Origin of the sequence: Methylomonas sp. Kb3 (genome assembly GCF_002834115.1) — a bacterium.
GTDB lineage: Bacteria > Pseudomonadota > Gammaproteobacteria > Methylococcales > Methylomonadaceae > Methylomonas > Methylomonas defluvii.
The window spans coordinates 65658-81427 of the sequence record NZ_PIZT01000010.1; the positions used below are offsets into that span (position 1 = coordinate 65658).

Consider the following 15770-nt stretch of genomic DNA (forward strand, 5'->3'; position numbering starts at 1 on the left):
ATACAGGTTCGATTGGTTCGGTTATCTGTAATGCCTATTTGAGATATATAAATCTAAAAATATGATTTACCTCGGTGCAAGGAGCTTGCGGCGGTGGTTGGGCGGTTTGTAAGTCTTTGTTTTTGCGTGAAGGATCGCAAAGTCGAAATTTTTACGGCGGTTCTTATGATAAATATCGAAATCAAAACCGAAATTCGTGCCGGATTTTAATATTCATGCTCCTTGGCGGCTTTGGCAAGCAGCTCGTTAATGAAATATTGCAAATAAGTGGGTAGATATAATTGCTTCAAATAGGCGATTTTCGTCACCGAACGCGGGATCAGGTGCGATAAATCCCTGGCGACCAAATCATTGTCGTTGCGCGCTTCGTAAGACGTACCGGCGATAATCCCCACGCCTAAACCCAATCTGACATAGGTTTTGATAATGTCGGAATCGGCGGCGGACAGCGTTATGTCCAGTTCCTTGCCGGCGTTCTTAAAGGCTTTTTCGATGGTCGAACGGCCGGTATAGCCTTGCGAGTAAGTCAAAATCGGAAATGCGGCCAGCCGGCCCAAGGTCACATCGCCTTGCGCCAAGGGGTGATGGCGCGGCACTACGGCGATGTGTTGCCATTCGTAGCAGGATTTGACGACCAGTTTCTCGTCCTCGTCCAGCTTTTCGGTGCAGATGGCAATATCGGCCCGATGCTGATGGAGCTGCTCTATTAATTCTTGTGGCGAGGATTGCACCATGTAAATGGTGATGCCCGGATATTTCTCCCGGAATTTTTGCACCGGTTCCGGCAGCAAGTATTTTGCTTGAGTATGGGTGGTGGCGATATGCAAGGCGCCGTTGCGATTCTCCCGAAAGTCGTCGGCTATCGACAAGATGTTCTTTTTGGCTTGATTGATTCTGTCTACCTGCTCCATGACCTGCTCGCCCAGCGGTGTCAAACCCAGCAGTTTTTTGCCGTGGCGTTCGTAGAGCGGCGAGCCCAATTCCTCCTCCAATAATTGTAACTGTCGGCTGGCGGCCGACTGCACCACATGCATGATTTCCGCGGCTTTGGATTGGTTGAACTGGGTGTCTTTGAGGACGCGCAATAATTCAAGCTGATTTAGATTCATATCGGTCTTTCCATGGGGTGATTTGAGCGATGGGCAACAATCGCGAACCGGGTCAAATGCCGGTACCGGGCTATGTTTGGCATAGCCCGAACTATGAGGGGTGCTGTCAATTAAACCAATGCGCTTGTTTGATATGCACCGCCACGCGGTCGCCCTTGTTTAAATTCAGTTGTTTGAAGCGTTCGTTGGGCATCTCCGCAAACAGCGTCGCACCGGAACCGTTATGTTGCGGATTGAACAGTTCGATGCGTATCGTCGCGCCCAGATGTTGCCAGTCCTTCAAGGTTACCGGCGAGCCGGAGGCTTCTTCGGCTTTGACGATGTCGATATGATGCGGGCGGACGTGCGCGAAGATGCCTTGCGGTTTTTCCGCCAGAATCCCTGCACGTTGCAGCCAGTTGCTTTCGGTTTCCGATAGATCGAAGACGTTGGTTTGCCCGATGAATTTAGAGACAAAGGCATTGGCCGGGTGATCGTAAATATCCGCCGGGGCGCCTTGTTGCTCGATACGGCCTTGATTCAATACGACGACTTGGCTGGCCACTTCCATGGCTTCTTCCTGATCGTGGGTCACAAAAATACTGGTGACATGGAGTTCCTGATGCAGATTGCGCAGCCATTGCCGCAGATCTTTGCGCACGCTGGCATCCAATGCACCGAACGGTTCGTCCAGTAACAATACGCTGGGCTCTACCGCCAGGGCTCTAGCTAAAGCTATCCGCTGCCGTTGGCCACCTGACAATTGATCCGGGAAGCGGTCGGCCAGCCAATCCAGTTGTACCAACTCCAACAAAGAATGCACTTTTTTGCTGATAAAGGCTTCGGTAGGCCGTTCCTTGCGTGGCTTGACCCGCAAACCGAAGGCGATGTTGTCGAACACCGTCATATGCCGGAACAAGGCGTAATGTTGAAACACAAAACCAATCCCGCGCCGGCTGACATGTTGCTCGGTCTTATCTTCGCCGCTGAGCAGTACCCGGCCGAAATCCGGGGTTTCCAGGCCGGCGATGATCCGTAACAAGGTGGTTTTGCCGCAGCCGGATGGGCCCAGCAAGGCCACCAGCTCGCCTTCCGGAATTTCCAGGTTGACGTCGTATAAGGCGGCAAATTTGCCGAAGTTTTTGCTGATGTTGTTTAGCAGAATACTCATGTTTTTATCTCAATACCGGATGTTAAACGCCTCAGAATGTCGGCGTATTTTCGTCTTTAGGCTCTGGCCTGCTTCCATTCCAAAACGCTTTTCAAAACCAGCGTAACGATGGCCAGGCAGGCTAATATCGAGGCGCTGGAAAATGCGCCGATCACGTCGTAATCGTTGTAACTGACTTCCACATGCAAGGGCAGGGTGTTGGTCACGCCGCGAATATGGCCGGATACCACGGATACCGCGCCGAATTCGCCCATCGCCCTGGCATTGCAAAGCAACACGCCGTACAGCAAGGCCCATTTGATATTGGGTAAAGTCACTTTAAAGAATGTCTGCCAGCCGCTGGCACCCAGCGATAGCGCTGCTTCTTCTTCCTCGTTGCCCATTTCCTGCATCAGCGGAATCAGTTCGCGCGCCACAAAAGGAAAGGTGATAAAGATGGTTGCCAGCACGATGCCGGGCACCGCGAATATCACTTTAATGTCATGCTCGGAAAACCAATGTCCGAACCAGCCTTGGGCGCCGAACATCAGCACAAAAATCAGTCCCGAAATAACCGGCGATACCGAGAACGGCAAATCGATCAAGGTGGTCAATAAGCTTTTGCCCCAAAACTCGAAACGGGTGATGGCCCAGGCTGCGGCGACGCCGAATACGGTATTCAGCGGCACGGTGATCAATGCCACCAGCAAGGTCAGCTGCATCGCGGCGATGGCATCCGGTTGCGCCAGCGCTGTCCAATAGGCTTGCCAACCTTTGGAGAACGCCTGATACAACACCAAACCCAGCGGGACGCACAGAAACAACACAATAAAACCTACCGCGATGCCGACCAGGCCCCAGCGCACCCAAAATGGATCGTGCAGTGCTTTGAAGTGTGCTTGGCCAGTGGCGTCGCTAATCACATGAACATTGGCGTGCATGATGCCTCCTAAATTTGCCCGGAGCGGCGGCGCGCCCAGAGCTGCAATAAATTAACGATCAGTAGCAACAAAAACGACACCAGCAGCATCGTCAGTGCAATCGCCGTCGCGCCGGCATATTGGTACTGTTCCAGTTTGGTGATGATCAATAGCGGGACGATTTCCGAGACATAAGGCAGATTGCCGGCGATAAAGATTACCGAACCGTACTCACCCACCCCACGGGCAAACGCCAGCGACACGCCGGTCAACAGTGCCGGAAAAATGTTGGGAAAGATCACTTGGGCAAACACTTGCAAGCGAGTAGCACCCAGACTGGATGCGGCTTCTTCCATTGTGGTATCAAATTCTTGCAATACCGGCTCGATGGTCCGCACCACAAAAGGAATGCCGATAAAAATCAATGCCACCACTATGCCCAGCGGCTTGTAAGCCACTTGCACACCCAATGAACTCATCAACCATTTACCCAGCATGCCGCTGGGCTGAAAGATGGTCGCCAGGATGACGCCGGCCACCGCCGTCGGTAAGGCAAACGGTAGATCAATTAAAGCGTCCAAAAAACGCTTGCCGGGAAAGGGGTAACGCACCAATACCCAGGCGATGACAAATCCGAACACGCCCGCGACCAAGGCGGCAATCAGCGACGTACCGAAGCTGACCCGAAACGACGATACCACTCGATTATTGCTAATGATGTCTAGATACTCGCCCCAACCTAGTTGCAAGCTCTTAAATACCAGGGTGCTCAAGGGGATCAGTACCACCAGTCCGAGATAGAACAAGGTATAGGCCAGTGCCGGTCGAAAGCCCGGCATGATATTGCTTTGGGTCATGGTGTTTCTCTGGAAACAGTCAGTAGGTGCTGACAGGATAGAGAAACTTAAATGCCAACGGAAATGATATAAATTGAATTGATAATCTTTTATTTAGATAACAAGCGGGCGAATTTTGGCTATTGCGGCCAGGATGGGAGGGTAAATATTCGCCATGTCATATATCCAATTAACAGATATATATTTCTGTTTATATCGTTTTCAATCGCTTTGCGGTTTTTTTACCATTTGTCACACGGTCATTGGCGCTAATGCTGCCAAGACAAGGATTCATCAAACCACGATAACCCACCATACCTCAGGAGGCTATATGGCGATTGAACTTAACGGCCATGCATTGAAGCAAGGCGATAACAAGGAGATTGCATTGCAAATTGCGACGATTGTGCAGGATATTCGGTTTGGCTCGGTTGAAGTCGTGATTCACGACGGCCGCATCGTCCAGATCGACAAGCGCGAACGTTTTCGGCTGGGCCAGCAAAAAGATTCTGCATTAGCGGGTTCCAACTAGACTAAGGCTAACGCCGCTAAATAGTTGTTCGCTTGTTGCCACTCAGCCAAAGGACGGCGAGATGAGCAGAATCTTTTTGTGTACCGGTCATTAACTACTCTAAACCCACAGTTACCCACATGAAACGACCTTTAATTTATACAGTACGGGCAGCAGGTGCACTTGGCTTGTTGCTGGCTTGGCCGGTCCTGGTCAACGCCGAAGATTATTATGTCCCGACCAAAGGCTATCGCGTCGAACCTGCGCCAACCGATCCGCCTTTGTACGTGCGCAATATGAGTAAAACCCAGTTCGAGCAATTTCGCGATGTGAAATGGCTGGATGTTGGGCTGGATTTTCGGACCCGCTACGAATACCGCGAAAACGACTTTAGGCCGCAACGCTCGGGCACCTCAGAGTGGCGGCCCGATGCCGATAACCTGTGGCTGCTCAGGACCCGCGCCTACGTCGGCATCAAAGAAATCCTCGATCCGTTACGCTTTGCGGTCGAAATGGAGGATGCGCGCAGTTATAACGGTTTGTACCCGAAAACCGATGCCGATGTGAACGAGTTTGAGATGATCCAGGGCTATGGTGAGTTGTATTTCGCCAATGCCTTAGGCCATAACCGGCCCCTCAGTATTCGTGCCGGCCGTATGCACTTGGAATTGCTGGATAGGCGTTTGATTGGTAACAACGAGTTCCGTAACACCACCAACAACTTTGAAGGTTACCGAGTACACTTCGGCAAGAAGCAGAATGACTGGGATTTGGATACTTTTGCCTTGCAACCGGTGGAGCGCTACAAATACGAATTCGACCAACCGGATGAAGACACCTGGATCTACGGCGCCGTACTCAGCCTGAAACAATGGTCCGAGTTTGTCACCATCCAGCCTTATTTCCTGGGTCGCAAAACCGACGGTGATCCCGCCAACCGGGTGGCAGCCAATCGTAAGGCCAGTATGGATATTTATGCGCCGGGTCTTAGGGCTTACGGCTTTTTCGGCGGCGGCTTTGATTTCGATGCCGACATCAACAAGCAATTCGGACGCTTCGGTTCCTTGTCCGGGACGCGGGAGACCTTACGCCAGCACGACGCCTTGGCCTACTCTTTGGAATTGGGTTACAGCTTCGACCACGATTGGAAACCCCGCGCCAGTCTCTATTACGGCTACGGCACGGGCGATAAAAACGCCGGCGACAATATCAACCAACGCTTTGATGCCTTCTACGGCTTTAACCAACCCTGGTCGCGGAATGATTATTTCTCCTGGGACAATATCATCGCGCCGAAGGCCAGACTGGAGTTTTCACCTTACAAAGACGTGCGTATCGATACCGGCTACAACGCTTACTGGGAGGAAAGTGCAGCCGGTGGCTGGAACCGGGCCGGTTTGCGCGACACCACGGGCCGCAGCGGGACTTTCCTGGGACACGAATTTGATATTCGCCTGCGCCATAAACTGAATGCCTATGTGGATTGGAGCATGAGCTATGCACGATTTACCCCTGGCGACTTCACCGAAGCCAGAGCCGTAGGCGTATCGCAAGGCGGGCAGGGCTCTTATACCAGCGAGCCGAGCAATTTCTTCTACTTCGAAGTATCTTTAAACGCCTTTGGCGATGGTAAGCCTACCTACAAATAAACACTCCCGCCGGCGCGGGTGCGACGACATTTAAGAACCCGGCCAATAAGTAGCCGGGCTATTTAAATTAGAAATCCCCCAGGCAGTCGCTATACTCTCAGCACGAGGAGGGTTTATGCGTGAAGCAATGGCGCCTGCATGGCTGAGATGGATAGCTGCTGCCGGGCTTTATATCGTAACGGCCAGATTGGCTTTGTTGTATTTCGCGCCCAATGGCAGTGCCAGTGTGTTTTTTATTGCCAGCGGGCTGGCATTGGCGGCCATTTTGCAGGGCGGCCGCCACTATGTCTGGGCAATATTCATCGGGGCCTTGGCGCTTAATCTGTGGCAAGGCAAAGCATTATTGAGCGCGACCAGCATATCAATCGGTAGCACCTTCGGCGCCTGGTCCGGCGCTTGGTTGCTGCAGCGCATCCGCGGCTTCGACCGTTCTCTGAAAACGCTGCGCGATTATCTGGTGCTGATAAGTGTAGGCGGCGTTGTCGCTTGTTCGTTGACTGCGGCAATCGGCACGTTGACTTTGTTTGTTGGCGGATTTATCGGCGAGGAGACGGTGCTTTCCTCGCTGTTACATTGGTGGATGGGCGATACGCTGGGCGTGATATTGGTTACGCCGCTGATTTTGGTCTGGACTAATAGTGCCTGCAAGCTGCAGGGGGCTAAAGCGTTCAGCGAAGCCATGATGATTATTGCGCTGAACTTTTTGGTGGGGCAGTTGGTGTTTCTCGACTGGTTTCACGACAGCCTCGGCGCTTACGCGAAAAGTTACTGGATATTTCTATTTGTCAGTTGGGCGGCTGTTCGGCTTGGCAGCCGCGCTACCACGCTGATTTTGGTCGTTACCGCCATACAGGCCATGTTCGGCTTGGTTTGGCGACGTTCCGGCCTGACCGATCCCAGCTTGGGCGATAATCACGAAATCAACTATTGGTTTTTCATGGTGGTGCTATCGGTAGTGGGCATGGCGCTGGCCTGCTATTTTTCCGAGCGGCAAAGGGCCTTGGAAACCTTGGCCGAAAAAGAAGATTTGCTACGCACCTTGTTAAAGGCCATGCCCGACAAAATATGGCTGAAAGATCCCGACGGCGTCTACCTGCTGTGTAACCCGAGCTTCGAACCCCTGTACGGCAAGCCTGAACAGCTTATCGTCGGCAAGACCGATTACGATTTTGTCAGCCGCGAACAAGCCGATAAATACCGCGAACAGGATGCTAAAGCCATGGCCGCCGGCGAGCCTATCCGCAATCAGGACTGGATAAGCTATGCCGACGGCAAGCATAAGGCGCTCTACGAAACCATTAAAACCCCGGTTAATTCCTGCGACGGCAAATTGATCGGCGTGCTGGGCATGGCCCGAGACATTAGCCAACTGCATGCAACGCAGCTCGCCTTAAACGAGCGCATCAAGGAACAAAAATGTCTGCACGCGGTTTTTCGCGCCACCGAGGATTTAGAAAAGCCTTTGCCGGAGGTGCTACAGCGCGTTGTTGACTTATTACCTGCCGGCTGGCTTTGTCCCGAAGCAACCGCTGCCCGCATGGAATGGGACGGCCAAAGCTATTTCAGCGGCGATTTCAAAAATTCCAGCAGCTTACTGACCGTACCCATTCAAATCGATGGTATAGCGTCCGGCAGTATCTCGATCGCTAATCTGCAACCGCAGCCCGAGCATCCGGACGATCAGTTTTTAGGCGAAGAACGACTCTTGCTCGATGCCGTGGCGGAACGGGTGAGTAGCTTTATAAAACGCCGGATCATCGAGGAAAAAGCCAGAAATCGCGAGCGGATTTTCAGCGCCATCGTCTCGCAGGCCACCGATGCGATTACGCTAATTGATGCCGAAACTTTCGAGTTCATCGAATTCAATGACGCCGCCTGCCAACACTTGGGGTATAGCCGCGAGGAATTCGCTGGCTTGCGCCTGCCGGATATTCAGGGCGAATTCGACGCTGCCCAGGTTCGCCAGATAGCGGATGATTTCATGCAAGCCGGCGGTGCACAATTCGATACCTTGCGCCGTCACAAGAACGGTACATTGTTGAATGTCCATGTCAGCATCAAAGTGATTGAAATCAGAGGCCGTAATTATTTGTCCCTGATTTGGTCGGACATTACGGAACGCAAGCAGATCGAGCAACAATTCCGCCACCTTTTTGATCACAACCCGGCGCCGATGTTGGTCTACGAGCGCGGCACGCTGGCCATGGTCGCGGTGAATGATGCGTTTATCCAGTTATATGGCTACAGCCAAACTGAAATCGTCGCACTCAAACTCACCGATCTGTTCCCGGAACAACAGCGACAAGCCATTGCAAGCTTGGCGGCCAGTCTGCGCGGTTTTGCCTATATCGGCGAGTGGCAGCATCTTCTTAAAGACGGCCGGGTAATCGACATCATCGTTCGCTCGCACGACATCCATTTTTCCGAGCGTGACTGTCGGGTAGCGGTGATTACCGACATTACCGAACTGAAACAGGCGGAAGCGGAACTGCGCAAACTGTGGCTTGCGGTGGAGCAAAGCCCCAACAGCATCGTCATCACCAATCTGCAAGCGGAAATCGAGTACGTCAATCAGCACTTTACGGCGGTCACCGGCTATAGCCGCGAAGAAGCCATCCGCCAAAATCCGCGGATCCTGCAATCCGGGCACACCGGTCAGGCCACTTATGACGAGATGTGGCATACCCTGACCCAAGGTAAAAGCTGGTCCGGCGAATTGATTAACCGCCGTAAGGACGGCAGCGAATACGTCGAATGGGCGCAGATCACGCCGGTAAGGCAAGCGGACGGTGCCGTCACTCACTATCTGGCCATTAAGGAAGACATTACCGAGAAAAAACGGGTGGAGAGCGAACTGGATTCTTATCGCCACCATCTGGAAGAGCTGGTGGCGGCGCGCACCGTAGAACTGGAACAAGCCCGGCAGGCTGCGGAAGCCGCTACGCTGGCGAAGAGCCAGTTTCTGGCCAATATGAGCCACGAAATCCGCACGCCGATGAATGCGATTCTGGGTATGTTGTATCTGGCGCTGAAGCAGGATTTACCCTCAACCTTGCACAACCATTTGACCAAGGCGCAGAGCGCCGCGCATTCGCTGTTGGGGATCATCAACGATATTCTGGACTTCTCTAAAATCGAAGCCGGTAAGCTGGAGTTTGAGTCTACCGAGTTTGCGCTGGACAGAGTGCTGGAGCAACTCACCGATGCTATCGGCCTACAGGCTGAGCAAAAAGGCGTGGAGTTTTTAATTCGCTACGATGTGAATATCCCCGCCACCTTAAGAGGCGATCCGCTACGCTTAAAACAGGTGCTGCTCAACCTGTGCGGCAATGCCATCAAATTCACCGAACGCGGGGAAGTGGAATTGGCGTTCCGGATGCTCAGCAAAAAGGCTGACGCGGTGATTTTGCAGATTTCGGTTCGCGATACCGGCATCGGCATGGATCGTGAGTTGCAAGGACGTTTATTTCAGAAATTTACCCAGGCCGATCAGTCCACTACCCGGAAGTTTGGCGGCACCGGCTTGGGATTGGCAATTAGCAAACACCTGGTGGAACTGATGGGCGGCAGGATCTGGCTGGAAGATTCGCAACCCGGCCAGGGCACGACTATTTGTTGCACGGTGCAACTGCAGATTGCCCAACAGGCCGAGGCGCGTCGCCGGGAATTGCTGGATCAGACCGGATCGTTACTGAAAGGCATCCGGGTGCTGGTGGTGGAGGACAACGACATTTCCCGAGAAATACTCGCGGAAATGTTGCGATTTTTTCAGTTGGACGTCAGCGTGGCCGGGGATGGCGCCACTGCGATTCGTTTACTGGAAACCGCCGCCGAGCATCCCTTCGATCTGGTGTTGATGGACTGGCGGATGCCCGGCATGAATGGCGACGAAGCCACTAGGCGGATTCATGCCGATGCGGCCATTGTGCTGCAACCTAAGGTGATCATGATCACGGCATACGGCCGCGAAGACGTGATGTCGCTGGCTCACCAAGCCGGAGTAGACGGTTTTCTGATCAAGCCGGTTTCGCCGTCGTCGCTGTTGGATAGTATGCTGTCGGCATTGGGGCGGGGCGACGTCCTCGAAAGGCAGGAATCGCAGTATGCCGCCGCTCAGGCGCCGCCGAATTTGCTTGGCCGCCACGTTTTATTGGTAGAAGATAACGCCATCAATCGCGAATTTGCTGTCGAATTGTTGCGCAGTATGAATATCGCGGCGGATGAGGCGGTGAACGGGGAAGAAGCGTTGGCGATGGTGCAGCGGTATCAGTACGATTGCATATTGATGGACATCCAGATGCCGGTGATGGACGGTCTGGAGGCCACGCGGCGGATTCGCGCTTTGGCCGGGCAAGCGGGGGGAGAACGCTTCGCCAGTTTGCCGATTATCGCCATGACCGCGTTGGCAATGGCCCGCGATGCCGAAGAAAGCCGGGCGGCCGGCATGAACGACCACATTACTAAACCGGTGGAACCGCAAAGCTTGTTTTCCTGTTTGGCAAAATGGCTGCCTGCCGCTTCTAGCGATACGCAGGCCGAGACCTATGCGGTCAATGAAGCGCCGGCACGGGTGGTTTGTTCTCCCGAGTTATTGGGCCTGCAAAGTTTGCAAGTCAGCGAGGGTATTCGCCGCATCGGCGGAAAGGAAGCGGCTTACCGTAAACAACTCAGACGGTTTCGCGAACATTACGCCAACGCAGTAGACGAATTACAGCGTATATTGCAAACCGATAATCTCACGGCCGCTGAAAATTATTGTCATTCCTTGAAAGGCGTAGCCGGCAATATCGGCGCCAATGCATTTTACGAGTGCATTGCCGGCATTGATGCCGGGCTTAAACAACAGCAACGGCCTGCCGCGGAACACATTGAGCAGCTGCGCGACTTATTGCAACAAGTGATGACCGACATCGATAGTCTTACCCCGCCGCCGACGCCGGCCGCATTGCCGGCACAACCGCTATCGGTCGAGGCCATAAGCGCTAAAATTACCCGCTTAATGGCTGTGTTGGAAAGCGATTTAGGCGCAGCCGAAGCGTTAATCGGCGATTTACGCAAGGGTACGGCCGGAAGCGAGTTCGAAGCCGATTTCGAGGCGATTGCCGCCGAGGTCGATGCGTTTAACATAGATCAAGCCATCGCTATGTTGGTGGCGGTGCAACAACGCCTGCTGGCTGGGCCATCATTAGAGCAGCGAGATTAACATGTCCCAGACGAATAACAGCAAACCGAGTATTTTGATCGTCGATGACGTCAACGAAAATCTGCATGCTTTATTGAGCATTCTGCGCGAAGACTACGCCATTCTCGCCGCGACCAACGGCGAAAAAGCCCTGGAACTGGCGGTGCGCGCCCCAGGTCCGGACCTAGTATTGCTCGACATCAAAATGCCGGGCATGGACGGTTACGAAGTGTTGCGGCGGCTGAAGACCGATCCTATGACGGCCGATATTCCGGTCATCTTCGTCACGGCCCTGTCGGAATCGGCCGACGAGGCCGCCGGCCTTAAATTGGGTGCCGCCGATTACATCACCAAACCGATCAATCCCGATCTACTGAAACAGCGGATACTGACGCAACTGGAATTGCGCCAATATCGCCGCAAGCCACTAATTTCCTTGAACGAACAGATGTTGATCAGAGCGGAGCGGCCGGCACTGCTGCTGGTTGACGATATGCCGGAGAATATCCATGAATTGGCCGAGGCGCTGAAGGAGGAATACCGCATCCTGGTAGCCAACAACGGCCGCAAGGCGGTGGAAATAGTGTTGGGCTCCCATCCGCCCGACGTGGTGCTGCTGGACATCCTGATGCCGGAAATGGACGGGTATGAAGTGTGCCGGCGTATCAAGGCCACAGCCGTAGGCACCCGGATTCCGGTGTTATTCGTCAGCGTGGTGGACAAAACGGTGGACAAAGTGCGCGGCTTCTCGATTGGTGCCGCCGACTACATCACCAAGCCCTTTGACATCGACGAAGTGCGGGCGCGGATACGCACGCATTTGGAACTTAGCCGCTTGAATCATCATTTCGAGCAGTTGATTGAGCTGCACACCGCCGAGTTACAACACTTGGATTCCATCGTCTGCCGGTCTCCGGTGGTCGCGATAACCTGGCGCAACGCCGAGGATTGGCCGGTGAGTTACGTCAGTGCCAATATCGCGGATTGGGGTTATCGTCCGGAGGATTTGCGCTTGGGCAAAGTGAAGTATCTGGATTTGCTTCCGCCCGAAGACCGGTTTCGGGTCGAAGCCGAAGTCGCTCAACACATTGCCCATGGTCCGGACGAATATCATCAGGAATACCGCTTATTGCACGGCGACGGCCATTGGATATGGATTGATGAATTTACCCGGCTAAGCCGCAACGAGCAGGGCGAAGTGGAATCCTTCGACGGTTTGCTGAATAACATCACCGCCCGCGTCGAAGCCGAGCTGGCTTTGCGGGAGCGGGAGCATCAATTACGGGTGATGGGCGATAATCTGCCGGACGGCTATGTGTATCGTTACCGAATCTGGCAGGACGGGCGGACCGCTCTGCAATACATTAGCGCCGGGGTGGAGAAACTGCACGGGCTGAAGCCCGCGCAACTGATCGAAGACATCAATCCGTTCTTTGCGCAAATGGCGCCTGAGTCGCTTCAGCAATACCGGGAAGAGGAAGCCGAATGTCTCAGGGAATTAAAAGTCTATAAAGGCAGCGTGTTATTCAATCCGCCAAGCGGCCGCCAGTGCTGGATTGCATTTCGGTCCAGCCCAAAACGGCAAGCCGATGGCAGCGTGGTTTGGGATGGTGTGGGCGTTGATGTCACTCAGCGTATAGAGAACGAACAAAAGCTGATTTTACAGGCCCGGCGTGCGCAAGCTTTGTTGGAACTGCCAAAGGCGTCGGAAGACTTGAACGAGGCGGAATTCATCCGGCGCGGCATGCTTCTGGCGGAAGAGCTAACTGCCAGCCAAATGGCTTTTGTATACTTTATCAATCCTGACGAAGACTGTATGGAACCGGTGGCCGAGTCTCGAGCGCGGCAGGAACCACGTGGGAAAACCGTCGCGGACAGCCGTATTCTTCTCAGCCAAGCCGGTATCTTGGGTGAGTCCGTCAAAAACCGCCAACCGGCGGTTTTCAATAATATACCGGTCCATCTCCCTAAAGAGTTTGTCGTAACCGCCAATACAGAAGCCTTTCCCCGGCTTCCTGCTGCTGGTTTTTCCGATGCGCAGCCTGAATTGCGTCGGCTGATTTCCGTGCCGGTGATCGAGAATGGCAAAGTGGTGATGCTAACCGGTGTGGCGAACAAAGCGACCGACTATACCGAGCTGGATGTCGAAACCGTTCAGCTCATCTCGAACGCCCTGTGGCGCATCGTGCAACGCCAGCGCGTCGAGAAAAAAGCCGCCCGTTTCAGCCAGGTGTTGGCGCGATCCACCAATGAAATCCATATTTTCGATAGCCAGACCCTGCGGTTTATTGATGTGAACCAGGGTGGGCGGGACAATCTGGGTTATTCAACACAAGAGCTTGAACGGATGACGCCGTTGGATATTAACCCTGAGCTAAATGAGGAGGCCTTTGAACAGCTGTGCGCGCCTTTGCGGGCGGGTAGCAAGAGCCGCTGCGATTTCTCAACGATACACCGGCGTAAAGACGGTAGCGAGTATCCGGTTGAAGTTCATCTGGAATTAATCGATGACCAGCCCCCGTTATTTGTGGCCATCATTAACGATATGACGGAAACTCGGCAAATGCAGGAGCGCATCGTGCAATTATCGCGGTACGATCCGGTTACCGGTTTGCCGAATCAATTTTTCTTCGAAGACTTGCTGGCCGCCGCCATCGCGCAAGCCGAGCATCAGCAGCACGATATTGCCGTATTGCGTTTGGATATTGAAAATTTCCATACGATTGATGACACCTACGGTTACGAAATCGGCGATCAAACGCTGAAAATCATTGCCAACCGCTTGGTCAAGGCCGCCGGCAGCGAGGGCCTTGTCACCCGGATGGCCAAGGACAATTTTAATATTGCCTGTTCGGATATCGATAGCCCATCGGCAGCCGAACAATTTGCTGAAGCCCTGCGGGCGGCTGTGACGGAATCGGTGGTGCTGGCCCAGCATGAAATTCATCTGGAAGCCAAGATCGGTATCAGTTTTTATCCCTCAGATGCGAAAACAGCCAGCGAGTTGGTGCAGCGCGCCGGGATTGCTTTAAATCACGCCAAAGCCGACAAGGTGTCCAGTTTTCGTTTCTTCAAGCAAGACATGAATGAGCGGTTACTGGCCAGAATCGCACTAACCAACGACATGCGCCACGCTATCGAGCGTGAACAATTTGAGCTTTATTACCAGCCTCAAGTCGATCTTGCCAGCGGAAAAATCATTGGTTTGGAAGCCTTGGTACGCTGGAATCATCCCGTGCAAGGTTTTATGCCGCCGAATAAATTTATCCCTTTGGCGGAAGAGTCCGGCTTGATCGTGCCTTTGGGGGATTGGATTCTCAAACGCGCCGTATCGCAAGCCAAGGAATGGCGGGATGCCGGGCTAATCCCTGAAGGCTTTACCGTTGCTGTGAACGTCTCTGCCATACAAATGCAGGCGGGTGGCTTGGTCGATTTGCTAAAGCAGTTATTTGCTGATACCGATTTGCCGGCCCGTTATATTGAATTGGAACTCACCGAAAGTTTGTTGATGACGAATGTAAGCGAGACCCTGACGCTGCTGAAACAGCTGAAGGACCTGAGCATTCAGCTGTCGATTGACGATTTCGGCACCGGCTATTCGTCGCTTTCCTACCTCAAACAATTTTCGGTGGACAAGCTCAAGATAGACAAAAGCTTTATCGACAATGTGGTCACCGACTCGAACGATGCGGTGATTGTGCAAGCCACTATCGCCATGGCGCACAGCTTGGGCCTAGCCGTCATCGCAGAAGGAGTGGAAAGCCAGGGGCAAACCAGTTACCTGAGAAGGCTGCGCTGCGATCAGATACAGGGTTATTATTTCAGTCGGCCGTTGCCCGGCGCTGAGATTCGGCAGTTGTTGCAGGCCGGAACCCTACTGCGTTTACCTTCGGATGAACAAAAACCGCAAGTGCTTATCGTGGATGACGAACCGTATATCATGTCGGCGCTGAAGCGCTGCTTGTGGCGGGACGATTATGAAATTTTGACGGCCGGCAGTGGCCAAGAAGCACTGGAGTTGTTGGCCAATCATCCGGTTATGGTGATTATCTGCGATCAACGTATGCCGGAAATGACCGGTACGGAGTTTTTGTCGCGCGTTAAAATCATGCACCCGCGAACGGTGCGAATGATTATTTCCGGCTATGCCGATTTAAACACTATCACTGAGGCCGTTAACAAAGGCGAAATATACAAATTCCACAAAAAGCCTTGGGACGACGATGAATTACGCAACGACGTTCGGGAAGGCATCGCGCGTTATTACGCCTCTGAAAACATCCGGTCATTGTAGAGGCTTGCAATCGGCGATTTTGTGTCATCCGGCAAAGGGAAATACGAGATCTTTGCTGGTCAAGATGTTGTTTAAAACAAGGCCTTTCGCAAACCGGCCAAAACGCCAATAAGTAAGCTTAATTAGAATTTTGCGCACCA

Annotated in this window: 8 protein-coding genes; 4 read left to right on the forward strand and 4 right to left on the reverse strand. The window is 53.2% G+C overall.

Going from position 1 to position 15770, the window contains the following annotated elements:
• Positions 1-206: 206 nt before the first annotated feature.
• From CWO84_RS07630 to cysT, 4 genes are all read right to left on the reverse strand, one after another.
• Positions 207-1109 (reverse strand): LysR substrate-binding domain-containing protein, encoded by a 903-nt coding sequence (locus tag CWO84_RS07630; protein ID WP_033156395.1) that lies wholly within the window; start codon positions 1107-1109, stop codon positions 207-209.
• 106 nt (positions 1110-1215) lie between these two features.
• The gene (locus tag CWO84_RS07635; protein WP_033156394.1) at positions 1216-2259 is read right to left on the reverse strand and encodes a sulfate ABC transporter ATP-binding protein; all 1044 of its coding nucleotides are present in this window, start codon (positions 2257-2259) and stop codon (positions 1216-1218) included.
• 56 nt (positions 2260-2315) lie between these two features.
• Complete coding sequence (gene cysW / locus CWO84_RS07640) at positions 2316-3179, reverse strand: sulfate ABC transporter permease subunit CysW (protein WP_033156393.1); 864 nt, start codon at positions 3177-3179, stop codon at positions 2316-2318.
• A gap of 8 nt (positions 3180-3187) precedes the next feature.
• The gene (cysT, locus tag CWO84_RS07645) at positions 3188-4015 is read right to left on the reverse strand and encodes a sulfate ABC transporter permease subunit CysT (protein WP_101052230.1); all 828 of its coding nucleotides are present in this window, start codon (positions 4013-4015) and stop codon (positions 3188-3190) included.
• Between the two features lie 310 nt (positions 4016-4325).
• On the opposite strand from cysT, the gene CWO84_RS07650 reads away from it, so the two are divergent.
• The 4 genes from CWO84_RS07650 to CWO84_RS07665 all read left to right on the forward strand — a co-directional run bounded on the left by CWO84_RS07650 (position 4326) and on the right by CWO84_RS07665 (position 15630).
• A complete protein-coding gene (locus CWO84_RS07650) occupies positions 4326-4526 on the forward strand; it encodes a YezD family protein (protein WP_171695615.1) in 201 nt (66 codons plus the stop codon).
• 119 nt (positions 4527-4645) lie between these two features.
• Positions 4646-6154: an alginate export family protein gene (locus CWO84_RS07655; RefSeq protein ID WP_101052231.1), complete on the forward strand. Its 1509-nt coding sequence runs from the start codon at positions 4646-4648 to the stop codon at positions 6152-6154.
• A gap of 115 nt (positions 6155-6269) precedes the next feature.
• Positions 6270-11357 (forward strand): PAS domain S-box protein, encoded by a 5088-nt coding sequence (locus CWO84_RS07660; protein WP_101052232.1) that lies wholly within the window; start codon positions 6270-6272, stop codon positions 11355-11357.
• Between the two features lies 1 nt (position 11358).
• On the forward strand, positions 11359-15630 hold the full coding sequence (locus CWO84_RS07665; RefSeq protein ID WP_051669906.1) for an EAL domain-containing protein: 4272 nt from the start codon (positions 11359-11361) through the stop codon (positions 15628-15630).
• The last annotated feature ends 140 nt before the right edge of the window (positions 15631-15770 follow it).